The organism is Williamsia sp. 1138 (assembly GCF_002095435.2).
Taxonomy (GTDB): Bacteria; Actinomycetota; Actinomycetes; order Mycobacteriales; family Mycobacteriaceae; genus Williamsia.
This window is the reverse complement of the sequence record NZ_MJEJ02000053.1, coordinates 127,480-152,827: the sequence shown is the minus strand read 5'-3', so window position 1 is coordinate 152,827 and position 25,348 is coordinate 127,480. Positions and strand designations below refer to the sequence as shown.

Sequence of the window (25,348 nt, the reverse complement as noted above, 5' to 3'; positions counted from 1 at the left end):
GTGGTCAGTCGTTCGGGTACAGCACGCCACCGATCACGGTGCCGGCGACCGCTTCTGCGGTCAGTTCGCCGAGAACGACGGCAGGCGGCTCGGACAGCAGGGTGAGGTCCGCGCGCGCACCCGGCGCGAGCACCCGAGGTCGGGCGGGCGCGAGGGGCTCACCGAGGAACAGACCGAGCGCCGCCTGCGCCGAAACACGTTCCGACGAAGACAGTTCGGCCCCGGAGGCGCAGAGACGGTCGCGGGCCGCCCGCATGCAGGCCCAGGGATCGAGGCCACCGAAGGGGGCGTCGGTACCTCCGGCCACCGCGACCCCGGCACGCTGAAGACTCGCCAGCCGCCACAGTTGTGGAAGGTCGGTGGCCGGAATGTCCTGCAGGTATTGCTCACCGCGTTCGGCGACGAAGTTGGGTTGGGTCACCACCGTGACCCCGAGGTCCACCAGATCGTCGATCATCTCCTCGGGAACCATTGCCGCGTGCTCGACCCGGTCGCCGACGACGGATCCCGCCGTGCGCAGTGCTGCCACCGCGACGACCAGTTGGACCACCGTCACGCAGTGCATCGCCACCGCGACGCCATCACCGTGGCAGTGTGCGATCCACGCGGTGAGGGCATCGAGGTCGAGGGTGTCGTCGTCCAGAATGCGTTTGATGGGGCCGAAATCCAACGACCCGTGACCCGCGTCCTGCGACAGCACGAGCACCCGCTGTCGCAACCGGCCGCTGCGCACAGCTACGTCGAACGAATCGAGCTCGGTTGCTGTGAGATCAGGCGTTGCCTCGGTCACCCCGGCCACCCCGTACGCCGTCAGCCGGGCACTGACGGACGCGAAATCGATCGGTTCGGATACCGTCGACGCAGCAATCTCCGCATCTTCCCGATAGAGGCGCCCCGTCGGATGGTCCGGTCGGCCGAGCGCGACCAATCCGGCCGAGTTCACTATCCACATCGCCCCGCTACGGTGCTGAACACGTAGTGGCACAGTCGAGATCACGTCGTCGAGGTACTGCCTGTCGAGGTCACCCGCAACACTGTCGTGGTAGCCGACTGCCCTGATCCAGCCGTCCGGCCGGGGCTCGGCGGCACGCAGCACGCGTCGCAACGCGTCGGCGTCGGCGACTGCGGGCGGCCCGACCGACACCGACGCGGCCGCGGCGGCGGCCGCTCTCAGATGCACATGATGATCATGTAATCCGGGGATCACGGTGCCGCCCGCAAGGTCGACGACGTCTTCGCCGCTGCGGGCTTCCAGATAGGCGCCGACGTCCCGGATGGCATCGCGCTCGGTACGAACAGATACGGTCTCGCCGGTGATCGCCTTCGCCCCGATGATCAGCACAAGCCGGACCGTTCATCGACCAGTTTCCGAACCCAGTGCGCATCAACAGTTTTCACCGGATGCCGAACAATCGACGGAACGGGCGGCGCACTGACCGCGGCGTCCGATCCCACCGGCGCGAGTGGGATCGCTGCATAGCGCGCGGCCACGCCTGCCATCGCGACGTCGAGCACCTCACCGCCGCCCCGACCCAGCGACTCGAGGACGGCGTGAGCGGCCTCGAGTCCGGTCAACGGATCGGCGATGGCATCGCCGCAGAAGATCGGGCCCTGCGTGCCGGTCCCGACCAGACCGCCTGCCGCCGCGGCGTCGTCACCGAAAGCGACGCGGTCGCGCTCGTCCTGCCCGGCGCCATAACCCGTGATCCGCACCCAGACCCGGCCGGGCCGCGGCGCCCGGGTGGCAGCGGCCAGCCCCGCCTGCTCGAGCGCGCGGGGTCGCGATGCCTCGATCACCACGTCCGCAGCATCGAGCAACGCCGCGAGCACCGGGGACTCGCGCGACACCGGCGCCGAGAACTGCAGCTTGCCGCCGTTCATCCATTCGAAGAAGTCTGCGTTGCCGAACCGGGCGCCATCAGCGCGATCGGGGCTCTCCACCTTGATGACGGTGGCGCCGAGCGCGCGCAGCAAATGCCCACACAGAGGCCCCGCCCACATCGCGGACAGGTCGACCACCAGGAGCCCGGGATCAACCGGACGTGGGGCACGGGCGGACCACAGCTGCTGCGAGACAACAGGTTCTCCGCCGTGTGAGTTCAGGACCGCGCACGGCATCCCCAGCAGGCGTCCACGCTCGACGAGTTCGGCTGCTTCGCGGTCCGCGGCCGCGTCGGCGAGCAGTTGCCACGGGTCGTCGATCGCTTCTCCGGTCTCCAGCAACGCGCCGATGACGGCGAGATCGCTCGGCCGCGCGAGCGTGAACACGCACCAGGTGTCGCGGCAGCGCATCAGCCGGGTGCTGCCGCCGACCGATGTCCGGCCCGCGCGCGAGGTGCCGGTCAATCCCGCCCGACCTGCGAGGAGCAATGCCGCGTCGACCCCGAACGGCGCAGCGGCCTGGTCGGCACGCTCCAGGATCCGCGAACGCGAGAAGTCGGGCGGGCCGTCAGGTTCCCCCGTCAGGTGGGCCAATCCGCTCTCAGCCCATCGCCGCGTCGGCGCGGTCATCGCGCAGCCCGCAGGGCCGATGGGCTCACGGCTCCTCCTCGAATGTTCATCCCGGTCCACCCTATGCAACCAGTGCTTACCATCAGGTATGGGCCGATTTCACCGTCACGACGAACCGCACACCCACGCCGACGGGACGACGCACGCTCATTCCCATGATCACGGCGACCACAGCGGTTACGAGACCGGCGCCGAGCGGGTCGATGTGCTCGAAGCCATCTTCACCGAGAACGATGTCCGCGCCAACCTCAACCGCACCGCATTCGCCGATGCGGGGGTGCAGGCGGTGAATCTGATGAGTTCGCCCGGGTCAGGCAAGACGGCAGTTCTCTCGAAGACTCTCGATGCCTTACGGGAGTCGGTGCGCGTCGGAGTCATCGAAGGCGACATCGCCACCGATCTGGACGCAGTCCGGTTGGCGGACAAGGGCGCTCAGGTCTCGCTGATCAACACCGATCAGGGTTTCGGTGGCGAGTGCCATCTCGATGCGCCGATGGTGAATCGGGCCCTGCAGGATCTCGACCTGCCCGAGCTGGACCTGGTGATCATCGAGAACGTCGGGAACCTGGTGTGTCCCGCGGAGTTCGATGTGGGAGAGCACGCCCGGGTGATGGTCTACTCGGTGACCGAGGGCGAGGACAAACCGCTGAAGTACCCGCTGATGTTCGGCCGGGTACATGTGGTGCTGCTCAACAAGATCGATCTGCTCCCCCACCTCGACGTCGAGATGCAGGTTTTTCTCGACAACATTGCGCAGACCAACCCGGCGGCGCGGGTGATCCCGGTCAGCGCCAAGACCGGCGAGGGACTCGACCAGTGGTACCGATGGCTCAGCGGGCTTCTCAGCCGCTGACCCCCCACCCGTTTTTGCGTCCTCCACCGATAAGTTCCGATGGAGGGCCCGAAAACGGGTGGAGGAAGGGGCGTCGGATCAGACCTCGACGATCAGTTCGACCTCGACCGGCGCACCCAACGGCAATTCGGCGACGCCGACGGCGGCACGGGCGTGGTTGCCCGCTTCGCCGAAGATCTCACCCAGCAGGTTCGACGCGCCATTGATGACCTGCGGCTGACCGGTGAAACCCGGAGCCGACGCCACGTAGCCGACGACCTTGACGATGCGCTTGACCGAGTCGATCCCGACCAGACCGTCGATCGCGGCCAACGCGTTGAGCGCAGCGATCCGGGCAGCCTCGGTGGCCTCGTCAGGACGCACCACACCTTCGGCGCCCTCCGACACCTTGCCGTGCACCGTCAGCTCGCCGCCGAGGATCGGCAGCTGTCCCGAGGTGTAGACCAGATTGCCGGTCTGCACGGCAGGCACATACGACGCCAGCGGTGCCACCACCTTGGGGAGCACGATGTTCAGTTCGGTCAGTCGCTCCGACCACGTCATGGTTCGATCAGCCCTTTGCGCGTTTGAGGTAGGCGACGTGCTGTTCGCCGGTGGGGCCCGGCAGTACGCTCACCAGCTCCCAGCCGTCGGCACCCCACTGATCGAGGATCTGTTTGGTGGCGTGCGTAAGCAGCGGAACGGTGACGTACTCCCAAGCGGTTGTCTCACTCATGTCAGTAGCCTAACCGCTACGTATCCGCACGCCAGAGGTGACCGAAGCAACAATGCCGTCTGAGGTCTACAGGTCGAATCCGGTGGATATGGTGAGCGGTGTGACCCACGACGAGCCTCCGGGCTATACCTGGCCCGACGCAGCCAAAAAAGCACGTTTGCATTTCGTTTCCGGCAAGGGCGGCACCGGGAAAACCACGGTCGCTGCCGCGCTGGCGCTCGCGCTCGCCGCCGACGGAAAAAAGGTCCTCCTCATCGAGTGCGAGGGTCGCCAGGGCATCGCGCAGATCTTCGACGTCCCCCCGCTGGCCCCGACAGAGACCAAGGTGGCCACGGCCGAGGGTGGCGGGCAGGTGTCGGCGCTCGCGATCGACATCGAGCATGCCCTGCTGGAGTACCTCGACATGTTCTACAACCTCGGGTTCGCCGGTCGCGCCATGCGCCGTATCGGCGCGATCGACTTCGTCACGACCGTCGCGCCGGGGCTTCGCGATGTTCTGGTGACGGGAAAGATCAAGGAGACCGTGGTCCGAGTCGACAAGAAGGGCAAGCGTGTCTACGACGCGGTCGTCGTCGACGCACCGCCGACCGGGAGGATCGGCAACTTCCTCGATGTCACCAAGGCGATGGCGGATCTGACGAAGACCGGTCCGCTGCGCAATCAGAGTGATGGCGTCGTCAAACTGCTGCACTCGCCCGACACCGTCGTCCATCTGGTGACCCTGCTCGAGGCGATGCCGATCCAGGAGACCATCGAGGCGGTGACCGAGCTGGAGAGCAAAGACCTCACCATCGGCTCGCTCATCATCAACCGCGTCTCGCCGCAGCACCTGCCTGCCGATTCGATCGCCGACATCGCCGACGGGGTCATCGACGCCGCAGAGCTCCGACGCCACCTGGACACCTCGGGGCTCACGATCACCGAGGCCGACTTCGAGGGACTGCTCACCGAGACCATCGAGCATGCGAGCCGGGTGCAGGCGCAGGTCGAGGCCGGAGCCGATCTGGACTCGATGCACAAGGACAAGCTGGTGCTGCCGAACTTCGACGACGGCGTGGACCTCGGCGGCCTCTATGAACTCTCGGAGACCCTCCAGAAGGCAGGTGCCTGATGCCCATCGATCTGAAAATGGGCAAGATCCTTGCCGACAAGGGCACCAAGGTCGTGATCTGCTGCGGCGCGGGCGGAGTCGGCAAGACCACCACGGCTGCCGCGATGGCCGTCTATGCCGCGGAGCGGGGCCGCAAGGTGGTGGTGCTGACCATCGACCCGGCCAAACGGCTCGCACAGTCACTCGGGATGAGCGAACTGACGAACAGTCCGCAGCCGGTGAAGATCGACGGCGACGGCACCCTCGACGCCATGATGCTCGACATGCGACGCACCTTCGACGAGATGGTCACGCAGTACTCGCCGCCCGATCGGGCCGAGGCCATCATGAACAACTCCTTCTATCAGACGGTCGCCAGCTCGTTCTCCGGGACGCAGGAGTACATGGCGATGGAGAAGCTGGGCCAGCTGCTCGCACAGGACGATTGGGATTTGGTGGTGGTGGACACTCCGCCGTCGCGCAATGCACTCGACTTCCTCGACGCACCCCAGCGACTCGGGTCGTTCCTCGAGGGCCGGCTCATGAAGATGCTGGTCGGCGGCGGCCGCGGCGTGGGCCGGGTCGTCACGGGTGTCGTCGGGCTGGCGATGAAGGGCATCTCGACGATCATCGGCGGCGAGACGCTGCGGGACGTGTCCGTCTTCGTGCAGTCGCTGGATTCGATGTTCGGCAGCTTCCGCGAACGAGCGAACAAGACCTATTTGCTCCTGAAGCAGCCTGGCACCCAGTTCGCCGTCGTCTCGGCGGCCGAACCCGATGCACTGCGCGAGGCGGCGTTCTTCGTCGACCGACTCTCCGAGGAGAAGATGCCGCTCGCGGGTCTGATCTTGAACCGCACCCATCCGAATCTGACGTCCATCAGTGGAAGCGCTGCCGAAGCGGCCGCCAATGCGGTCGACGATCCGCTGACGAAGGCCGTGCTCACGATCCATTCCGAGCGCGCAACCACCGGAAAGCGTGAGCTGCACCTGTTGCAGAGCTTCACCTCGTCGCATCCGACGGTCCCGATCGTCGGCGTCCCGTCCCTGCCGTTCGAGGTGGCCGACATGACAGCTCTGCGCGCCGTGGCCGAGCAGATCACCAGCAAGGGCTGAACAGCCCCGGAACGCAAAGAACCGCCCCCCGAGAAAATCGGGGGGCGGTTCTTCGTGTGCTGTCTCAGCCGACGCTGATGGTCTGCCGCCGACGCTGCGTCTCGAAGAAGTCACTCCATGAGGTGACCTCGGGATGCTGACGCAACAGCGCCCGACGCTGACGTTCGGTCATCCCTCCCCAGACTCCGAACTCGACACGATTGTCGAGGGCATCCGCGCCGCATTCGAGCTGAACGGGGCAATGCCGGCAGATTGTCGCCGCCTTGCGCTGCGCTGCCCCCCGCACGAACAGCTGGTCCGGATCCACTTCCCGGCATCGTGCCCTGGCCACCCATGCCAGTCTTGCTTCGTTTTCTACGGTCGCAGCTGCCGCTTTTGCCATTACGATCCCCTGTCTGAAGCACAATACTGACGTCTGCCGCCACATTTGAGGCCGAATGTTACGTGAGTCACATTCGAGTAGAACCCAATCTATGGACCCCGGTTAGCCATCGTCAAGACCTGAAACGAAAAAAGTGGCACTTACGTGCAAACCCCCACATCAAACTGATCACGCGAGCAACTCGATACGCAGCGGAGTTGCATCAGGCACGTATCCTTGCGGGCGTGCCAAAGTCGAAATCGCTGTCCATGCTCGCCGGCTGCTGCATTCTCGCCGGTGTGCTGGTCGCAGGATTGCTGTTCCCGGTCGCCGGCGGGTTGGGGCTGGTCTCCAACCGCGCCGCCGACACCGTGCAGAACGTCTCCTCCGAGCTGCTCGAGGGCACCGTTCCCGAGGTGACGACCATGACGGACGTCAACGGGAAGCCCATCGCGTTCCTCTACGACCAGAGGCGCACGCAGGTCGGCTACAACGACATCTCTCCCGAGATGATCCGGGCCATCATCTCCATCGAGGACAAACGTTTCCTCGACCACGACGGCGTCGACTGGAAAGGCACGATTCGTGCCTTCCTGAAGAACTCGTCGTCCGGTGAAGTCCAGCAGGGCGCCTCGACCATCGACCAGCAGTATGTGAAGAATTACCAGCTGCTCGTCCTGGCCCGCACCGACGCCGATCGTCGCGCGGCCACCGAGACCACTCCCGCGCGAAAGCTCAAAGAAGTCCGGATGGCGCTCACGCTCGAGGAGACGCTGACCGAACAGGCCAAGCGAGAGAAGAACCTCACCGACGAACAGGCCAAGCAGGAAGCGAAGAAGGAGATCGTCACCCGCTACCTCAACGTGGTGCCGTTCGGAAACGGCGCGTACGGCATCGAGGCGGCGGCGCGGACCTACTTCAACAAGTCCGCCAAAGATCTGACCATCCCGGAATCGGCGATGCTCGCCGGCATGGTGCAGTCGAGCTCGGCGCTCGACCCGTACACCAATCCAGAGGGTGTGACCGAGCGTCGCAACCTGGTGCTCGAGACCATGATCGCGAACTTCCCCAACCGCGCCGCGGAGTATCGGGCCGCGGTGGACACCCCGCTCGGCGTGCTGCCGGCCCCGGGTTCGCTGTCCAACGGCTGCATCTCCGCCAACGACGCCGGGTTCTTCTGTGACTACGCGCTGCAGTTCCTGGCCGAGAACGGGCTCAGCCGCGACACCATCGCCCGCGGCGGGTACACCATCCGCACCACCCTCGACCCCACCGTGCAGCGCTCGACGCTCACCGGCGTCCAGGACATCACCGATCCCAATCTCGAGGGTGTCGCGACGGTGATGAGCGTCATCAAACCGGGCACCGAGTCACACGACATCATGTCGATGGCGTCCAGCCGCATCTACGGGCTCGACCAGAACGCGAACCAGACCGTTCAGCCGCAGCCGTTCTCGATGGTCGGTGACGGCGCGGGGTCGGTCTTCAAGATCTTCACCGTGGCCGCGGCCATGGAGAAAGGCCTGGGTGCCGGATCGTCGCTGCAGGTCCCGGCGACCTTCCAGGCGCAGGGTATGGGTAGCAGCGGCGGCGCCAACGGATGTCCCGCCAACACCTACTGCGTGAAGAACGACGGTAAGTACCCGGCGCAGATGTCGGTCACCGCGGCACTGGCGCAGTCCCCCAACACCGCGTTCGTGAAGTTGCTGCAGGACGTCGGCGTCTCGGCTGCCGTGGACATCGCGGTCCGGCTCGGACTGCGCTCGTACACCAACCCCGGCACCTCGGGTGAGGGCGATCTGAGCCTGGCGGACTACTTCAAGCAGAACAATCTGGGGTCGTTCACACTCGGACCCACCGCGGTCAATGCGCTCGAACTCTCCAACGTCTCGGCCACGCTCGCCTCCCACGGTGTGTGGTGCCCGCCCAACCCGATCGCGTCGATCACCCAGCCCAAGCGCGACAGCTACGGCAACCAGGTGCTCACCCCGGACGGCAAGCCTGCCGTACAGGAGGTCGCCTTCGAGCGGCCCAAGTGCGAGAAGGCCGTGGAGCCAGGGCTCGCCGATACGCTCGCAAACGCCCTGAGCCAGGACGATCGCGGATCGGGCACCGCAGCCAACGCCGCGAGTTCGTCCGGGTGGAGCCTGCCCCTCGCCAGCAAGACGGGCACCACCGAGGCGCACCGTTCGTCGGCGTTCCTGGGGTTCACCAACAACCTGGCCGCGTCGACCTACGTCTACAATGACTCACCGACGCCGTCGGAGCTCTGCTCGAGCCCGCTGACCCAGTGCGGCTACGGAAACCTCTACGGCGGTAACGAACCTGCGCGGACGTGGTTCAACGCGATTCTGCCCATCGCCAACAACTTCGGGCCGACAGCACTACCGCCGAACGATCCGACCTACGTCAGTGGCGTCGGCGGCAAGGCCGTCCCGAGCGTCGCAGGCATGAGCGCCGACGAGGCGACGAAGCGGCTCGAAGCCGAAGGATTCAAGGTCGCAAGGCTTGACACCGACAGCGGGCAGTCCGCGGGCACGGTGGTCTTCACCGCGCCTGAGGAGACCGCGATCCCCGGCAGCACGGTCACCATCTACGTCAGCACCGGTCAGACCCAGCTACCGACCCGGACCAGGGCACCGTCACCCCCGACGACGATCACCGTGCCCGGGGTCGGGCCGATCGTGATCCCCGTCCCCTGATATCCGATCTTGGTGGGTTCTGGCGAGCATTTCCCCAGGTGGGGCTCGCCATAACCCACCACTACCGGGCTACGACTGGAGCTTGGCGCGTACGGCTGACGAGAGTCGCTTGCCGTCGGCACCGCCGGCCGCCAGCGCGGTGGCCTGATTCATGATCTGACCCATCTGTTTCATGGTCGGCGCCTCACCGGTGTGCTCCGCGACCGCCTTGTAGGCCTTGTCGACGAGCGCAACGAGCTCGTCATCGCTCAGCTGGCTGGGCAGATACCGCGAGATGATCTCGCCTTCGGCGCGCTCTTTGACCGCCAGTTCCTCGCGATCGTTCTCGGCGAAGACCGTCGCCGCCTCGGCGCGCTTCTTGCTCTCGCGGGCAAGTACTTTCAGCACGTCGTCGTCGGTCAGCTCCTTCGCTTCTTTGCCGGAGACCTCTTCGGCCTGGATGGCGGCCAGGATCATCCGCAGGGTCCCGGTGACGGCGGTGTCCCGGGCTTTCATGGACGTCGTCAGATCAGCGCGGATCTGCTCCTTGATTGTTGGCATGTAGCTCAAGTTACGCCGGTGCACCGCCTACTCCGCACCGGTTTATTTGCCGCGAGCGTATTCTGTTGCAATGGCTCAGGCACGGAAAAGCGCTCCTCGGGCCGCGACGCAGATCGCGGCGCCGACCCCATCGCAGGCAATCGCCGGTGTCGCGGCAGCTGGTGTGGCCGGCATCGCGTACGCAACGTTGGTGGAACGCAATGCCTTTGCGTTGCGGCATCAGACACTGTCGATTCTCGAACCCGGCGCAACCCCACTGCGTGTCCTGCACATCAGCGATCTGCACATGATGCCCGGTCAGCGGCTCAAGCAGGCCTGGGTGCAGGAGCTTGCCGGCCTGCAACCCGACCTGGTGATCAACACCGGCGACAACCTCGCTCACCCGCAGGCCGTACCCGCGGTGGTCCAGGCGCTCGGCGGGCTGTTGGCAGTGCCCGGACTGTTCGTGTTCGGCTCCAACGACTACTTCGGGCCGAAACCGAAGAACCCGTTCAAGTACTTCAAGAAGAATCACCAGCGCACCCACGGTGAGCCACTGCCCTGGCAGGATCTGCGGGCTGCCTTCACCGAACGTGGGTGGCTCGACGCGACGCACTCGGTGCGTGAACTCGAGGTCGCCGGGGTCCGGGTGGCCGCTGCGGGCGTCGACGATCCGCACATCGGCAGAGATCGCTACGAGACCATCGAGGGTCGTCCCAATCCGCTCGCGCATCTGCGCCTGGGACTGACGCACTCCCCCGAGCCCCGTGTTCTCGACAAGTTCGCCGACGACGGATACGACCTCGTGATGGCCGGTCATACCCATGGGGGCCAGCTGTGCCTGCCGTTCTTCGGGGCCCTGGTGACGAACTGCCAGCTCGACCGCTCGCGGGTCAAGGGGCCCTCCGCGTGGGGTGCGTCCATGAAACTTCACGTGAGCGCCGGACTCGGCACCTCCCCGTACGCGCCTGCTCGCTTCTGCTGCCGACCCGAGGCGACTCTGCTGACCTTGACACCGGTGAAGAACGGCGACGCCGAGTACGACCACGAAGACTCGCTGCCGCCAGTCAATGCCGAGGCCAATTGAGGTCTGTGACCAGGCGATTTAATCCCTTTCGCCGACTGCGGTAAGCTTCTCCAGGCTGATAGATCACGGGGTGTGGCGCAGCTTGGTAGCGTGCTTCGTTCGGGACGAAGAGGTCGTGGGTTCGAATCCCGCCACCCCGACTGGGAAGAGAAGGCCGAAGGCCGGATCTGACCGTCAAGTGTGTTGGTTGAGACACAAGCAGTGAGACCCCGATCCGGGCAACCGGGTCGGGGTCTCCTCGTCTGTGTCGCGAGGGCTGAACCGTTCGTCAAGCACCGATGCCGAGGGCCTCGCGGTCGCGGTGCGCAACCCGTCGCGCCGTGCCGGTGATCGCGACGAATCCCAGCAGGGTCGCGCCGCTGACGAGCACGGCGTACGTCCAGACCGAGATGGTCGGGAAAGGCTCACCCGACACGGCGATCGCGATTCCGGCCAAGGGCGGATAGGCGACCAGGGTGCCGATCGTCGCCGCCAAGGCCACCGCTGCCAACGACTCTCTGCGCATCATCGCGCGCACCTGGCGGGTGCTCGCTCCGACCAGCTGCAACAAGGCAAACTCGCGACGACGGTCGGTGGTCATCAGCACCATGGTGTTGACCACCGCGATACCGAGGAACCCGAGCAACACCGCCAGTACGACGGGGGTGACCGAATCCTGCTCTCGCTGTTCTTGATCGATGGCAGAGGCAAACTCGTTGCTGCTCAAGGCTGTTACGCCACCTGTCGCTTCGATGGCGCGCCGGACGTCATCCATACGTCCCGGTGCCGCCGACACCAGTACGTGGTCCACGAGTCCGCTGGTGGTGTGTTCGCGTACCTGGGTGCCGGGCAGCGTGATGTCGCCGAACCCGAATCCGCGGTTGTAGGTGGCGATCACGGTCGCCGTCACCACCGCACCGTCGCCCAGCCGCACAGTGATGGTGTCGCCAAGGTCGGCGCTCATCGCTGCCGCAGCGTCGCGGCTCAATGCCACCGACCCGGCCGCGAGCTTGCCGAGATCGCCCTCGCGCACATCGAGGTCCAGGGTGGATCCCGCGGCCCCAGGGTCGATGCCCTGTACCGAATAGACCTCTGTGATGGGCGCGTCAGCCGTGTCCTTGGTGTACAGGGCCTGGCTGCGGGTGATCGGGTTCGCTGCGCTCACCGAATCCATCGCCGCGATGGTTGCGGCGAGTTGCGGGTCGACACCGGCAGGACCGGTCACCACGAGATCAGCGAGAGTTCCGCGCTCCGTTTGATCTTCGGCCGCGGCGAGCAGAGTGCTCTGACTGAACAACTGCACCGACCCGAAGGCGATCGCCAACGCCAGCGGCATGATCGCCGACGCGAGGCGGCGCCGGTGGGCGCTGAGGTTGGCTGCCGCGAGCACCGCACTCGCGGAACCACTGCTGGCCATGCGCCCGGAGAACACGCGCATCGCACCGGACACCAGGATCGGTCCGAGCAGCGCTGCCGCGATGATCAACAGGATGGCCGAACTGCCGGCCCCTGCGATGGCGGCCGGTCCGGGCACGAAAGCCGGCAGCAGGGAGGCCATCAACCCACCGATCCCGGTGAGCACGCCCACCACGATGCGTGTTCGGCCCAGTGCCGCCGCCTCGACTGCGGCTTCACGCAATGCGTCGACCGGATCGAGGCGCGCCGGTCGGCGGGCGGAGATGGCAGCGGCAATCCTGGCCGTCACGACTGCCGCGACGACAGCGACGAGGGCGGGCACAGGCCCCATTGCGAGAGAGAAGTCCGGGGGCAATATCCCGGCATCGGCGAATTGGTGACGCAGGACGGCCGCCAGCGTATAGCCGGGCGCGACCCCCAGCAGAGCGGCCACGCCCGAGACCACCCACACTTCGGCGCCGATCAGCCGGTGCACCTGCCTCGGTGTCGCGCCCATGGATCGCAGCAGCGCAAAATCACGGCGTCGCTGCTGGATGGACGACGACAGCGTGCTCGACACCACGAACACAGCGATCATCAGGGCAACGCCTGCGACCGCAGCAGACAGCGCGGCCAGTTCGCCGCGTGCCGACCCGATGTCCACGTACTCGGCGTCGGCGCGCGCGGCGCCCGTGTAGGTGTCGACGTCGAGGCCGCGCAACTGAGTCCCGACCTGCGAGGCCAGCGCCGCAGGGTCCACGCCCTCGCGGGCGATGAGGCCGATGGCTGCCACGGTGTCCGAATGCGGCCAGAGTTCCTGCGCGCGTCCGTCGGTCATGAAGATGGTGGTCGGACGCCCGCTGGGCTCTGCCGTCGAGGTGGAGGCCAGACCGACCACGGTGTACGGCCTCCCTACGCCTCCGTGCCGAAGCATCACCTGCTCACCGAGCATCCGAGGGTCGGTCGTCACCACCTCATCCGCCCGTGTGGGCGCGTTGCCCTCGATGATGCGGTAGGGCGCAAGTGAGGCCGACGACCAGCCGTGAGCATCGAACACGCGTCCGCTGTCGTTGCTGAGCGGGACGTTGATGTCGCCGACGGCCGACTCCACATCCGGGAGTGCAGCCAATTCCCCGACCGTGGACGCGGGCAGACGCACTCGTTCCCCGTACGGCTGGTCCAGATCTTCGGGTACTGCGAGCGACTGCGGCCCACCGACCACGACATCGGCGCCGGCGAGGCGATGGGGTGTGGCACCGCCGCGGATGCCTGATTCGAAGAGCACTCCGAGCGCGCAGACGAGCAGAGCGGCGGAGAACACCGTGATGAACACTGCCGCGAAGCCGTTGCGGTGGCTGCGGAGGTTTGCGACAGCGATGCCGCCCAGTGCAGATTTCATTGTGGTCACCACTGCCCGAGGTCGGTCAGCGACTTCTCGATGGCCCCGGCGGTGGGTGCGTCCAGGTGACCGGCAAAACGTCCGCCCGCGAGGAACAAGACGCGGTCGGCCCGGGCGGCAGCAATCGGATCGTGCGTCACCATCACCACGGTCTGTCCGAGCTCCCTCGAGGCGCCGCCCAGGAGAGTGAGGATCTGCTGGCCGGTCCGGCTGTCGAGCGCACCGGTCGGTTCGTCGGCGAAGATGACACCGGGTCGGGTAACCAGTGCTCGAGCGATGGCAACGCGTTGCTGTTGTCCGCCAGAGAGTTCCGCGGGCCGGCGCCGGTTCATGCGTGAGAGGCCCACCGACTCGAGGATCTGCCCGACATGACCGCGATCGGCTGTGCGCCCGGCCAGCAGCAGGGGCAGCGTCACGTTCTGCTCGACCGTCAGTGACGACATCAGGTTGTAGGCCTGGAAGACGAACCCCACGTGGTCGCGCCGAAACATCGTCCGCGCCTTCGGCTTGAGTGCGCTGATCTCCGTGTCGCCCATCCACACCGAACCGCTCGTGGGTTGGTCGAGCCCGGCAGCACAGTGCAGGAAGGTGCTCTTTCCTGAGCCGGAGGGACCCATGATCGCGGTGAAGCCCTGCGCCGGAAGGGCGAGACTGACGGCGTCGAGCGCGGTGACCCGAGCACTCCCCGACCCATAGGACTTCGTGACGTTGTCGAGACGGAGCGCCGGTCGCGACACCGGGGCTTGTGGAGGATGCACTGGAGCGAAGGAAGTCATGACAGCAACGCTATGAAGTGCCGGACGTGCGGACCATCCCGCTGACCACCGGACCAAAGGTGTAGCCAGCTATACCGTCATTGCGTCGACGTTGCGGCATCCTGGTGTCATGAAACGCAACGCGCGGGTCGCGACATGGTGGCGGGCGTGCCGTTTCTTGATGGTCGAAGGTGCAGCCGCCGTCGTGTCGTTGGCTTTCGTCTTCGCCGGGCTGATCATTGCTGCACTGCTCATCCTGGTAGTCGGGTGGTTGCTGGTCCCGCCCTATGTGCGCATGCTGCGGTTCTGGGCCGGCGAGGCGCGCCGACGCACCGGGACCTATACGGGTGCGGTGATCGCTGACCGCTATCCGCCGATGGCCGACCAGCCGGGATTCGCCGACGTGCGGACGTTGCTGGCGTCTCGGTCTGTCCGCCGCGACTTCGCCTGGGTAACTGTTCACGGTTTCGCGGCCCTCGTTGCGGGATTCGTGGCAGTGGTCCTTCCGCTGGCCGCGGTCAATTCGCTGGTGATCCCGGCATATTGGTGGGCCATGCCGGAGGACGAGCCGGTCGGCAACATCTACCTCGTCACGTCGTGGCCACTGGCCGCGACGATGCCGCTGATCGCTGCGGCGTACGCGGGCATCGCGTGGTGGTTGATCCCCGCGATGGCCCGCGCCATCGCGGCCCTGGCGACCACACTGTTGGCTCCGACACGCGAAACGGAGTTGTCACAGCGGGTTTCGGCGCTGACCGCGAGCCGGGCAGCCGCGCTCGACGCCCACTCGGCGGAGTTACGGCGAATCGAGCGGGACCTGCATGACGGTGCCCAGAACCGATTGGTGGCCGTGGTGATGATGTTGGGACTGGCTGAGAGATCATTGCGCGTGGATCCGGATCAGGCACTGCCCCAGCTTGTTCGGGCCCAGGATGCCGCATCCGATGCCTTGTCGGAGCTGCGCACCCTGGTGCACGACATCTACCCGCCGATCCTCGATGAACTCGGTCTCGAAGGCGCGGTCGCTGCCCTGGCCGGACGCTCCACCGTGACGTGCATCCTCGACGTGCGCAACCTGCATCGTGCGCCCGCCGCAGTCGAGGCCGCCGCGTATTTCGTGGTGGCCGAGGCGTTGACGAATGTGGTCAAACACAGTGGTGCAGACACCGTGCACCTGACCATAAGCACGCGCAGCGGGCAGACGGGCAGCACGATGATCATCGACGTCGTCGACGATGGACGCGGAGGAGCCGACGAATTGGCGGGCAGCGGCCTGAGGGGTATCCGCCGGCGGGTGGCAGCATTCGAGGGAACGATGACCCTGGACAGCCCACGTGGCGGACCGACGACACTCGAAGTGGAGCTACCATGCGGATTCTGATCGCCGAGGACGACGCCCTGCTGCGCGAGGGCCTGGCGCTGTTGCTGCGCAGTGTCGGCATCGAGGTGACTGGCGCGGTCGCCGACGCCGAGCAATTCCTGACGTCGTTCGATGCCGACCCGCCCGACGGTGCGGTACTCGACGTGCGCATGCCGCCGACCTTCACCAACGAAGGACTCAAAGCGGCCATCGAGGCGCGCCGGCGCATCCCGAACTTCCCGGTACTGGTCCTGTCGGCCTATGTGGAAGACCGATACGCCGGAGAACTCCTGGCGGGCAGTGCGGCTGGGGTCGGGTATCTCCTCAAGGAGAGGGTGGGCAAGGTCGAAGAGTTCGTCGATGCCCTCGAACGAGTGGTGGCCGGCGGCACCGTGATGGATCCGGAAGTGGTGTCGCAGTTGATGAGTCGACGCCGCGCTGACGATCCCATCCGGTCGTTGACTCCTCGCGAATCGGAGGTGCTACGGCTGATGGCCGAAGGACTCGGCAACGCCGATATCGCTCGCAAACTGGTGGTCAGCGACACAGCCGTGAGCAAGCACATCGGCAACATCTTCGCCAAGCTCGGACTGGCCACGTCAGACACCGGTCATCGGCGGGTCCTTGCCGTGCTCGCCCACCTCAGATCCTGAGCGAGACCATGCACCGCACACGCGTTGAAGCGACATAATTACCGATTATCGGTTGCACGCCAAACGACTTTCGTTGGATCTAGCTCGCGGCGGCTCGGATCATCTCGACGGCGTCGACCATGCCGTATCGCCGCTCTAGTACTTCGAGTACATGCTCGAGTGTTTCAGGAGGATTGGTGCGTCGGCCAATCATCGTCCGCAGCGCGCGGACCGCAGCGTCGGGCGACACCGCTACCGTGTCAGCAACGAACACAGGTGGTTTGATCACCTGAATCTGAGCGGGCACTCTCCCTTGGGGGAGGTCTGAGATGTTGTTGGAAACGATCGCCTCTGCACCACCGATGACAGCTGCTGCCACGAGGTGCTCATCGTCTGGATCCGGGAGGCTAAATGACCCGTCGAGCACCTCCCAGCCAACGACGCACGCATCGTCGAACGCAGCTGCCATCTGCTCTACGAGGTGCGCTGCTCGTGCCGCGGCGCGTTCCGGATCGGCGCCTCGGTCAACGAGTTTGCGCGCCTCGTGGAACTCGAGTTCTTCAAGGATGGCGTCCGACCATAGGGGGCGATATAGGTTCTCGGCTGCGAGTGAGAGCAGGACGTCTCGTTGCAGGCTCGGCCACAGTACGCAGGTGTCGAGAACGGCTACGAACATGGGTTATTGTGTCAGCCAGCTTTTTTCGCTGTCTTGCGACGTGCTGCGACTGCTTTACGGGCCTCGCGCAGCTGCCGTCGGATCACCTCTGGGTCATCCTCGACGTCGATAGGCACCGACGTCACCGCAATTGCGTCGTATTGCCGTGTCCGACGGGCATCTCGGTAGGCAAGCACGTCGTCAAGCAGCAGCCGATGCCGATTGCCAACCCGCTCGGCGGCGATCTGGTCGTCGTTGATCAACCGGACGATCGTAGGCCGACTCACGCCGAGCAGGTCGGCGGCCTGCTGCGTCGTGAGGGTCATGCTCTGCGGCGCCACGGTGACAGCTCGGCCTTGAGACATTGCCTCAACTACCCGCTTGAGGACCTGATGAAGGTTCTCCGGCAGCTCGATTCGATCGTGCTCGTCGACCCCGACCAGGGCGTATGCAGGCTGGGCAGTAGTCCCCGCTGACCGTTCATGGGCTTGCAAGAAACTCAACACCGGCGCCAGCTGGTCAGCATGCTCGGGCAGGAACGTCTCAGATGTGAGCGCCTGGGTTTGTGTTGCCATGCCGAACCACCTCACTATACGAACAGAACGAAAGACCTTTCGATACGTTCGAATATGCCAGATCGTGTCGGAAAAGTCCACCCCGGCCACTGGAGGATGGCCCGCCGCGCACGATGGTCACCGCTCATCGAGGTGCCGGTCGAGTGCTGCTTCCCAAAGGTCGATCTCGTAGGCACTAAATAGATGCAAGGTGTCTTCGGTCAGGATGTAGCCGACGTCTTTGCTGGCGAGGACTTTGGCCTTGACGACCGGGTCGTCCACGCCGTCGGCAAGTCGATCGAGCATCGCGTCGAACGCATCCGCAGATAGCGGGGTAGGCACGGCGGCATCTGGGTCGGCCAGGAGCGGATCGCTCGGTCCGGGTTCGCGGCCGAAGCGGTCCACGAAGTCGCGCCGCAGGGCTTCGAGGGCGCCGGCCATCTCCGCGGCCTGGGGATGCTCCGCAGACATTGCCAGGGTGACATGGCCTGACGATGGGTCGACGTCTCGCTGGACATAGTGCGGATCGCCGTGGCGCTCGAGGACCAGCCGTGCGTGTTCTTCGCGTCGACGTTCGTCGGCGGCGAGCCGTGCTTTGCGGGCGCGGTTCTTGTCGGCTCGGGATCTACTCACGGACATAATGTTATCAATAGTGGTATGCGAATATGCCACTCTTACAGGACTTTCCGGCTTCTACCTTACATAAGGTATCTTATCGGCGTTAAGGCGTTGCAGCACAATTACTTTCGTCACCAGTGACGAAACGTAACCCGCGTTCCCCGAGGCGCATGCACGGACCGACGTTGCGAGTTTGGCGCCTTGAACTTGCGGCATACCGCCACCCTGCTTGTCGCTGTCAACGGCTAATTTAACAAGTCCGGTTTACCGACTGGAAACCTTCGTCGTGACGGCCCGGAGCACCAGTGCGATGACGCTGTCGATACTTTCGTCCAGCACGGTGTCGGGTTCTCGCACCCATCTGAACACTGCGCCCTGCAAAACGTCACTGAGCGCACGAGCTGCGACGGCGACGTCGACTGACGGATCAATCCCCCCGCGTTCCTGTCCTTCGTGCAGGAATGGGGTGACGTCGGTGAGCAGTTGCGACTCATAGAGGGCCGGGCCTAGTGCGGCGGTCCACCCGAGCATCATCTGGCGACTGAGTTCGGGTTCCGATTCGACCGACTCGCCGATCAGGTGAAAGTAGGCGCGGATGCGCTCTGACACGTCGCCGATGGCTGCACTGGTTACTTTCTCAATGGCTACGTCGGCCATCTGTCGTACCCACAACATCGGGATGTCGCCCTTGTTGGGAAAGTGGTTGAACGCCGTCCTGCGGGAGGTGCCGGCTTCCGCAGCGATGTCGGACATGGTTGTGTCCTCGTAGCCTTGGGCAACGAAAAGCTTTGCCGCCGCGTCGAACAACGCCTTCCTCGTCCTCGTTGCGCGCGGATTCGACAAGGGCGGTGGCGGCGCGGTGGGCATGTCGCTGACTCCTTTCGCGGTCCCCTTGACTACAACTGCACTCGGGTGCACACTGTGATTCAGCACACTTCTGCACTCTAGTGCACATTGCGTCGCAACAGGAGGAACGACATGACAAATTTAGCGTCTTCGACCGAACCAATCGACCTTGACCCGTATTCGCCGCACGCCCAGCGCGACCCCTTCCCGTACTACGACCGACTGCGCGACCTCGGTCCGGTCACATACGTTCCGACCCGAGACGTTTGGCTCGTTCCCGGCTACGCCGAGGCAACCCAGGTGCTGCGCAACCACGCGGAGTTCGTGTCGGGGGACGGAGTCACCTTCGATGTCCCGTCCGCCAGGACCGAGCGTTATCCGCTGATCGAGAATGATCCACCGGTCCACGACCGCATTCGACGGTCCGTGCAGCCCTCATTCAGCAAGCGTGCCATCGAGGCGCTGCGGCCAGGTGTCGAGGCGGCTGCGACGACAATCGCGCAGCGCGCGGTCGATCTTGGCCAGTTTGATGCGGTGCAGGTGTTGGCCCAGGAGATGCCTGATCAGGCGATGACCCTGCTGACGGGCGTCACCCCGCCCAGCGCTGAGACCTTGGCGGTTTGGAGCGACGCGGTAAGTCGCAATGAAGAGCCCGCTGGAACCGAAGTGCACGCCGCCCGCGTGACAGAAGCTTTGACATGGCTCGTCGGCGACGGACTGCCCGCCATGCCCGAGCACTGTTTAGGGCGGTTGATCGTCGACTCCGGCGGATCAGACGGCAACCTTCCCGAGGACGGTTCGCAGAGAGTTATGACCCTGGCGTCGATTTGGCTGGCCGGCATCGACTCGACCGGCGCCGTGCTCGGGAACGCCATCAACGCGTTCATCGAACACCCGGACCAGTGGGACCTTTTGCGCAATCAGCCCGACCTCATTCCGAATGCTGCCGAGGAGCTCCTGCGCTTTGGCACCCCATTCAAGGCCTTCTATCGTCGCACCAGGGCTGACGCTCAGATTGGCGGCGTCGATGTTCCTGCGGGCGCCCGAGTCAGCGTGATGCTGGCAGCCGCCAATCGCGACCCTCACCAGTATCCGGATCCCGGTCGACTCGATGTGACGCGCGAAAATGCCCGCACACATGTCGGATTCGGGCACGGGCTGCACGTCTGTCTCGGGTCCCCGTTAGCTCGGCTGGAAATCATCTCTCTGCTGACCGAACTCACCCGCCGCGTGGTGCGATTCGAACGGGCCGGCGAAGCGCTGCGAAGCCCCAGCCAGACCGTGCACAAGTTCGAGACGCTTCCGGTGCGCGCCATTTTGACGGAGGACGCCTCGAAATGACGTACGACAAGGGTCCCTACGATCTCGGTGATCATTGCCACTCGTGGCTTCTGCCTGAGGGGCGGTGGGGTGAGAGCAACACCGGGCTGATACAGGGTTCAGGAGAGTCGTTGCTGGTGGACACGCTCTACGACCTAACCCATACAGCCGAGATGCTGCAGGCGTATGCCCCTCTGACACAGCATCATCCGATCCGCACACTCGTCAACACTCATTCTGACGGCGACCATTGGTTCGGCAATCAACTGGTGGCGGGGCCAGAGGTGCAGATCGTGGCGTCCCAGGCAGCGGCCGAGTTGATGACCGAGGCGTCTGTTCAGGAAATGGCCGCGATGTCTGATCGCGAAGACCGAGTCGGAGAATTCATCCGCTCTGTGGGTGGACATTTCGACCTCTCAGGCATCATCGCTACGCCACCGACCCGAACTTTCACCGGGGAGCTCAATCTCGACGTGGGAGGCCGCGAAGTCCGGCTAATTCAGGTCGGGCCGGCCCACACCCCGGGCGATGTGATCGTTCACGTGCCTGATGCGCGAGTGATCTACACCGGCGACATCCTGTTCATCGGTGGTGCGCCCCTCGTGTGGGCCGGACCCATCGCCCGCTGCATCGCTGCATGCGACCGAATCCTCGACCTCGATCTCAAAGCGATCGTTCCCGGCCACGGTCCCCTCACGGACAAAACCGGTGTCGTGCGTGTCCGCGACTATCTCGAATACGTCGCGGCGGAGGCAAACAAGCGATTCGAGGAAGGCCTCACCGTCGAGGAGGCCGTCGCGTCAATCGATATGAGCAGGTTCGCCGATATGTCCGAACAAGGTCGGATCGCGGCAAACGTCCTGAACGTGTACGAGGACCTCGATTCGTCGCGGCCCCGGGAAGGAAGGCTGCAGCAGTTCGGTCGCATCGCCGACTTCGAGCTCGCGGCAGCGGCGTCAGGAAAGGAAGACTGATGAAAATCGCACGGATAGCCCTCGATGGCATGACCCGGTTGGCCATTGTGGACGATGACTGGGTTCAGCCGCTCACCAAGAACGTCGGACTGCCGGATCTGCTGTCGTCCACTGCGTCTGAGCGCCGTACGATCGTCGACAGCAACAAAGAGGGATCCGCACTCGCACTGTCTGATGTGCGACTGCGGGCGTCGATCGAACCCACCACTCTCCGCGACTTTCTGACCTTCGAGGAGCATCTCGAGGGCAGCCTCAAGATTCTTGACGCCACAGAACCGCATCCCGTGTGGTACCAAATGCCAGTCTTTCTCTTCTACAACAGCAATGCCGCAGTTGGTCATGGCGAGCCGGTGGCAGTGCCACCGGGCTGCGAGCTGTTGGACTTCGAACTTGAGCTGGCGGTGATCATCGGCAAGGCCGGCAAAGACCTGACCCCTGAGCAGGCGAGCGAGCACATCGCCGGATATACCCTCTTCAACGACTGGTCCGCGCGGGACTTGATGGCGCCGGTAATCCCGTTCGGTATGGGACCCATGAAAGGTAAGGACTTCGCCAACTCCTTTGGGCCATGGATCGTCACCGCCGACGAACTGGAGCCCTACCGGCGCGACGGCAGGCTAGCTCTGGAACTGCATGCAGAGCTCAACGGTATCCCGCTGCCAGCAGGCGGCGACAACTCCGTCAACATGGCGTGGTCGTTCGAGGAAATGATCGCCTTCGCCTCTCGCGGAACCGAACTCAGACCAGGAGACGTCCTGGGCTCGGGCACCTGCGGTGGAGGATGCCTGTTGGAGTACTGGGCCCACCTCGACACCGAACAAGTACCTTCACTCAAGCCGGGCGACGTCGTGACCCTGGTCGCCGAAGGCATCGGGAAGATGTCCAACACGATCGTCGCCGGAGTCGACGCCATCCCCCTCCCGCCAGCACGGGTGGGCCAACAACGTCGTCAACGGACGTGGCAACCGGTAGGGCCCACATGACGACAGAGCCAGCTATCACAGCCTTCACTCGTCTTACCAGCTCCTACGGCGGGCCCGGGGCGGGGGCCTCCTATGAACAGATGTGGCAGTGGTCTGTCAAAGACACAGAAGGCTTCTGGACCGCGGTGAACGACTACTGCGCACTGGTCTGGGAGACCGAACCCGACGCGATCACCGACGGCGTCGCAATGCCCCATACGCAGTGGTTTCCCGGTGGCCGAATGAATTACGCGTCACAGGTGTTCGCGCAACAACGACACGGCCCGGCCGTGGTAGGCCACAACGAGAACGGAATAAGCCAGACGCTGTCCTGGGACGAGCTCGAAGAACAGGTGGCAGCTCTGACCGCGACACTCGTCGACCTCGGCGTGCGCACAGGTGACCGCGTGGTCGGCTACCTCCCGGACCGCCCCGAAGCGATCGTCGCCTTTCTCGCCGCGGCGAGCCTGGGAGCGGTGTGGTCCGGCTGCGGCGCTGACCTGGCCGGCGACGCAGTCCTGGCCCGAATGGCCCAGCTCGAGCCGACCTGCTTGATCGCGGCGTCCGGCTACCACCACCGAGGCCGCTGGATCGACCGGACATCCGACGTCGATGCTGTCCGCGAGGCGCTGTCGAGCTTGCGGGTGACCGTGATCGTCGGTGAGGACCGCGCGGCACGTGATAACGCCCTCACATGGGAGGCCGCCGTCACCCCTACTGGCCGCCGTTCACCAGCGGCTGTGCCGTCCGGGCATCCGTTGTGGGTCCTGTTCAGCTCCGGGACGACCGGCCCCCCCAAAGGAATCATCCACAGTCACGCCGGCGTCGTCGCCGAGCACCTCAAGACTCTGCGCCTGCTCTTCGACATGAGGCCGGGCGATCAGTTCTTCTGGTACACCACGCTCACCTGGATGATGTGGAACCTGCGCCTGAGCGGATTGTTGTGCGGCGCCACGGTTCACTGCTTCGACGGAGCACCGACAGCTCGCGCACTGTGGGAGGTCGCTGCACGAGGGAAGATCACCCACCTCGGGGTCAGCCCCGGCTACCTAGCGGCTTCCCGTGACGCCGGACTGCATCCAGCGGCCGACTTCGACCTCACCACCCTCCGGATGCTGGGGTGCACCGGCTCCGTACTGACCGCGGTCGTCCACCAATGGGCAGCAGACGAACTCGGCCCTCATGTGTCCGTCAGCTCATCTACCGGTGGCACCGATGTCGTCAGTGGCTTCGCCGGTGGAGTATCCACAGTTGCAACCCGCCCCGGTGAAATCGACGCGCGATGGCTGGGTGTCGACATGCACGCATGGTCGGCCGAAGGACAGCCACTGATCGACGAAGTTGGCGAACTCGTCGTGACCACACCCATGCCGTCGATGCCGATCGGGTTCTGGAACGACTCTGATGGCAGCCGCTACCGCAGCGCATATTTCGAGGAGTTCCCCGGCGTGTGGCGCCACGGCGACTGGGTCACTATTACCAACCGCGGATCGGTAGTCGTTCACGGTCGCTCGGACGCAACGCTGAACCGGCACGGCATCCGCATGGGCAGCGCGGACATCTGCCAAGTGGTTGAAGACCTGCCCGAGGTGACCGAAGCACTGGTGGTCGGCGTCGAGGAACCCGACGGCGGTTACTGGATGCCAATGTTCATCACCCTCACCGAGGGTGCACGCCTCGACGAGGAGTTGTCCAAGGCAGTCAAAGCCGCTGTACGCGAGAAAGTCTCGCCACGTCACGTCCCCGACGAAGTAATCGAGGCGCCCGGGATCCCGCACACACCAACGGGCAAGAAGCTCGAGGTACCGGTCAAGAATATCCTCCGAGGCCTGATCCGTGCCGACCAAGTACGAGCCATCGACCAGCCCGAACTATTGGGCTTCTACCACCACGTGGGCGACACCCGCCGCGCCACGAGATGAGGTGAAACATGCCAACCCCTGAAACATTCGACTTGACCCTGGTCAAGAGAGAGACCATTGCCGCCGACATTGTTCAGCTCACGCTCGCACGCCCTGACAACGGCGACCTGCCGAGCTGGGAGCCCGGTGCGCACATCGATCTCCACCTCGGCGAGCAACCGACAATGATCCGGCAGTACTCGTTGTGCTCCTCCCCTGCCGACCCCACCCACTACCAGGTCGCTGTCCTGCGCGAACCCCAGAGCCGAGGCGGATCAACCTATGTCATCGACCACCTCCACCCCGGCGACACGGTGCCAATCAGCCCGCCACGCAACCATTTCGCGCTAGTCCCATCCCGGCGATACGTGTTCGTGGCAGGAGGCATCGGCATCACCCCGATCATTCCAATGATCGAGGCCGCCGCGGCCGCTGACTCCGACTGGAACCTCCTCTATGGCGGACGCACCCGCGAGACGATGGCCTTCGCCACCGAGCTCATCCAGGCGTGGGGCCCGCGGGTATCGGTGCGGCCGCAGGATGAGTTTGGGTTGCTCGACCTGCAGAGCCTGCTCGCCTCGCCCGCACCAAACACCGCGATCTACTGCTGCGGACCTAGCCCACTGCTCGACGCCGTCGAGGCAGCGACGGCGTCCTGGCCGGCAGGCACACTGCACACCGAAAGGTTTGCCCCAGCCACCCCTACCACTTCCGCAGGCACCGAGTTCGAGGTCGAGTTCGTCCAGTCGGGCGTCACTCTCCCCATTCCGGCGGACCGGACCATCTTGGAAGTGGCAGAAGAAGCAGGACTCCCCGTCGTCTACTCCTGCGAGGAAGGCACGTGCGGCGTCTGCGAAACGAAGATCATTTGCGGCGAACCCGACCACCGCGACTCGGTACTCACCGGCACCGAACAGCAGGCCGGCAACAGCATGATGATCTGCATCTCGCGCGCCAGGTCTTCCCGTCTCGTCTTAGAACTGTAACAACCGGGTTGAGGCAGGCCCACGACTCGAGCAAGCAGGCGGGACACTACTGACCGATC

Annotated in this window: 24 protein-coding genes and 1 tRNA gene; 13 read left to right on the top strand and 12 right to left on the bottom strand. The window is 65.0% G+C overall.

Annotated features, from left to right (window positions below):
* Positions 1–4: 4 nt before the first annotated feature.
* Together BH683_RS25660 and BH683_RS25655 are read right to left on the bottom strand one after the other, a co-directional pair.
* A complete protein-coding gene (locus BH683_RS25660) occupies positions 5–1,342 on the bottom strand; it encodes an amidohydrolase family protein (RefSeq protein WP_084839121.1) in 1,338 nt (445 codons plus the stop codon).
* Positions 1,336–2,511 (bottom strand): CoA transferase, encoded by a 1,176-nt coding sequence (locus tag BH683_RS25655; RefSeq protein ID WP_084839120.1) that lies wholly within the window; start codon positions 2,509–2,511, stop codon positions 1,336–1,338. Before BH683_RS25655 ends, BH683_RS25660 begins: the two co-directional genes overlap by 7 nt.
* A gap of 88 nt (positions 2,512–2,599) precedes the next feature.
* On the opposite strand from BH683_RS25655, the gene hypB reads away from it, so the two are divergent.
* Complete coding sequence (gene hypB, locus BH683_RS25650) at positions 2,600–3,364, top strand: hydrogenase nickel incorporation protein HypB (RefSeq protein WP_084839119.1); 765 nt, start codon at positions 2,600–2,602, stop codon at positions 3,362–3,364.
* Positions 3,365–3,442: 78 nt separating this feature from the next.
* Here hypB and BH683_RS25645 read toward each other — a convergent pair whose 3' ends face one another.
* Positions 3,443–3,907 (bottom strand): RidA family protein, encoded by a 465-nt coding sequence (locus tag BH683_RS25645; protein ID WP_084839118.1) that lies wholly within the window; start codon positions 3,905–3,907, stop codon positions 3,443–3,445.
* A gap of 7 nt (positions 3,908–3,914) precedes the next feature.
* Positions 3,915–4,079 (bottom strand): DUF4177 domain-containing protein, encoded by a 165-nt coding sequence (locus tag BH683_RS25640; RefSeq protein ID WP_094647762.1) that lies wholly within the window; start codon positions 4,077–4,079, stop codon positions 3,915–3,917.
* A 100-nt stretch (positions 4,080–4,179) separates the two neighbouring features.
* On the opposite strand from BH683_RS25640, the gene BH683_RS25635 reads away from it, so the two are divergent.
* Both BH683_RS25635 and BH683_RS25630 read left to right on the top strand, forming a co-directional pair.
* A complete protein-coding gene (locus tag BH683_RS25635; protein WP_246833594.1) occupies positions 4,180–5,190 on the top strand; it encodes an ArsA-related P-loop ATPase in 1,011 nt (336 codons plus the stop codon).
* Positions 5,190–6,284 (top strand): ArsA family ATPase, encoded by a 1,095-nt coding sequence (locus BH683_RS25630; protein ID WP_084839116.1) that lies wholly within the window; start codon positions 5,190–5,192, stop codon positions 6,282–6,284. The genes BH683_RS25635 and BH683_RS25630 overlap by 1 nt, the downstream gene beginning before the upstream one ends.
* 64 nt (positions 6,285–6,348) lie before the next feature.
* On the opposite strand, the gene BH683_RS25625 is transcribed toward BH683_RS25630, so the two are convergent.
* Complete coding sequence (locus BH683_RS25625) at positions 6,349–6,666, bottom strand: WhiB family transcriptional regulator (protein ID WP_084839115.1); 318 nt, start codon at positions 6,664–6,666, stop codon at positions 6,349–6,351.
* Between the two features lie 248 nt (positions 6,667–6,914).
* Here BH683_RS25625 and BH683_RS25620 point away from each other — a divergent pair, with 248 nt between their 5' ends.
* Positions 6,915–9,347: a penicillin-binding protein gene (locus tag BH683_RS25620; protein WP_084839114.1), complete on the top strand. Its 2,433-nt coding sequence runs from the start codon at positions 6,915–6,917 to the stop codon at positions 9,345–9,347.
* Between the two features lie 69 nt (positions 9,348–9,416).
* On the opposite strand, the gene BH683_RS25615 is transcribed toward BH683_RS25620, so the two are convergent.
* Positions 9,417–9,887 (bottom strand): GatB/YqeY domain-containing protein, encoded by a 471-nt coding sequence (locus BH683_RS25615; protein ID WP_084839113.1) that lies wholly within the window; start codon positions 9,885–9,887, stop codon positions 9,417–9,419.
* Positions 9,888–9,957: 70 nt separating this feature from the next.
* Between BH683_RS25615 and BH683_RS25610 the strand changes: the two genes are divergently transcribed.
* Both BH683_RS25610 and BH683_RS25605 read left to right on the top strand, forming a co-directional pair.
* Positions 9,958–10,953 (top strand): metallophosphoesterase, encoded by a 996-nt coding sequence (locus BH683_RS25610; RefSeq protein WP_084839112.1) that lies wholly within the window; start codon positions 9,958–9,960, stop codon positions 10,951–10,953.
* Positions 10,954–11,019: 66 nt separating this feature from the next.
* Positions 11,020–11,093 (top strand) — tRNA-Pro (locus tag BH683_RS25605).
* A gap of 128 nt (positions 11,094–11,221) precedes the next feature.
* Here BH683_RS25605 and BH683_RS25600 read toward each other — a convergent pair.
* Together BH683_RS25600 and BH683_RS25595 are read right to left on the bottom strand one after the other, a co-directional pair.
* A complete protein-coding gene (locus tag BH683_RS25600; protein WP_084839254.1) occupies positions 11,222–13,726 on the bottom strand; it encodes an ABC transporter permease in 2,505 nt (834 codons plus the stop codon).
* Between the two features lie 5 nt (positions 13,727–13,731).
* The gene (locus BH683_RS25595) at positions 13,732–14,502 is read right to left on the bottom strand and encodes an ABC transporter ATP-binding protein (protein WP_084839111.1); all 771 of its coding nucleotides are present in this window, start codon (positions 14,500–14,502) and stop codon (positions 13,732–13,734) included.
* Between the two features lie 109 nt (positions 14,503–14,611).
* Between BH683_RS25595 and BH683_RS25590 the strand changes: the two genes are divergently transcribed.
* Together BH683_RS25590 and BH683_RS25585 are read left to right on the top strand one after the other, a co-directional pair.
* Positions 14,612–15,862 (top strand): sensor histidine kinase, encoded by a 1,251-nt coding sequence (locus tag BH683_RS25590; protein WP_084839110.1) that lies wholly within the window; start codon positions 14,612–14,614, stop codon positions 15,860–15,862.
* Positions 15,850–16,494: a response regulator transcription factor gene (locus BH683_RS25585; protein WP_084839109.1), complete on the top strand. Its 645-nt coding sequence runs from the start codon at positions 15,850–15,852 to the stop codon at positions 16,492–16,494. The genes BH683_RS25590 and BH683_RS25585 overlap by 13 nt, the downstream gene beginning before the upstream one ends.
* Before the next feature lie 79 nt (positions 16,495–16,573).
* Here BH683_RS25585 and BH683_RS25580 read toward each other — a convergent pair whose 3' ends face one another.
* The 4 genes from BH683_RS25580 to BH683_RS25565 form a co-directional block, all read right to left on the bottom strand.
* Positions 16,574–17,149, bottom strand: coding sequence for a PIN domain-containing protein (locus BH683_RS25580; protein WP_030174649.1), 576 nt, complete (start codon positions 17,147–17,149; stop codon positions 16,574–16,576).
* A gap of 11 nt (positions 17,150–17,160) precedes the next feature.
* Positions 17,161–17,703: an excisionase family DNA-binding protein gene (locus BH683_RS25575; protein ID WP_030174646.1), complete on the bottom strand. Its 543-nt coding sequence runs from the start codon at positions 17,701–17,703 to the stop codon at positions 17,161–17,163.
* Between the two features lie 117 nt (positions 17,704–17,820).
* The gene (locus tag BH683_RS25570) at positions 17,821–18,315 is read right to left on the bottom strand and encodes a hypothetical protein (RefSeq protein WP_143696134.1); all 495 of its coding nucleotides are present in this window, start codon (positions 18,313–18,315) and stop codon (positions 17,821–17,823) included.
* Positions 18,316–18,564: 249 nt separating this feature from the next.
* Positions 18,565–19,167 (bottom strand): TetR/AcrR family transcriptional regulator, encoded by a 603-nt coding sequence (locus BH683_RS25565; RefSeq protein WP_084839107.1) that lies wholly within the window; start codon positions 19,165–19,167, stop codon positions 18,565–18,567.
* Between the two features lie 111 nt (positions 19,168–19,278).
* On the opposite strand from BH683_RS25565, the gene BH683_RS25560 reads away from it, so the two are divergent.
* The 5 genes from BH683_RS25560 to BH683_RS25540 are packed head-to-tail and all read left to right on the top strand — an operon-like array spanning position 19,279 to position 25,289.
* On the top strand, positions 19,279–20,487 hold the full coding sequence (locus BH683_RS25560) for a cytochrome P450 (protein WP_084839106.1): 1,209 nt from the start codon (positions 19,279–19,281) through the stop codon (positions 20,485–20,487).
* Positions 20,484–21,440 (top strand): MBL fold metallo-hydrolase, encoded by a 957-nt coding sequence (locus BH683_RS25555; RefSeq protein ID WP_084839105.1) that lies wholly within the window; start codon positions 20,484–20,486, stop codon positions 21,438–21,440. The genes BH683_RS25560 and BH683_RS25555 overlap by 4 nt, the downstream gene beginning before the upstream one ends.
* A complete protein-coding gene (locus BH683_RS25550; RefSeq protein WP_084839104.1) occupies positions 21,440–22,423 on the top strand; it encodes a fumarylacetoacetate hydrolase family protein in 984 nt (327 codons plus the stop codon). The genes BH683_RS25555 and BH683_RS25550 overlap by 1 nt, the downstream gene beginning before the upstream one ends.
* Positions 22,420–24,324, top strand: a complete 1,905-nt coding sequence (locus BH683_RS25545) for an acetoacetate--CoA ligase (RefSeq protein ID WP_143696133.1) — start codon at positions 22,420–22,422, stop codon at positions 24,322–24,324. The genes BH683_RS25550 and BH683_RS25545 overlap by 4 nt, the downstream gene beginning before the upstream one ends.
* An 8-nt stretch (positions 24,325–24,332) precedes the next feature.
* Entirely contained in the window at positions 24,333–25,289 is a 957-nt protein-coding gene (locus BH683_RS25540) for a PDR/VanB family oxidoreductase (RefSeq protein ID WP_084839102.1), read from the top strand.
* The last annotated feature ends 59 nt before the right edge of the window (positions 25,290–25,348 follow it).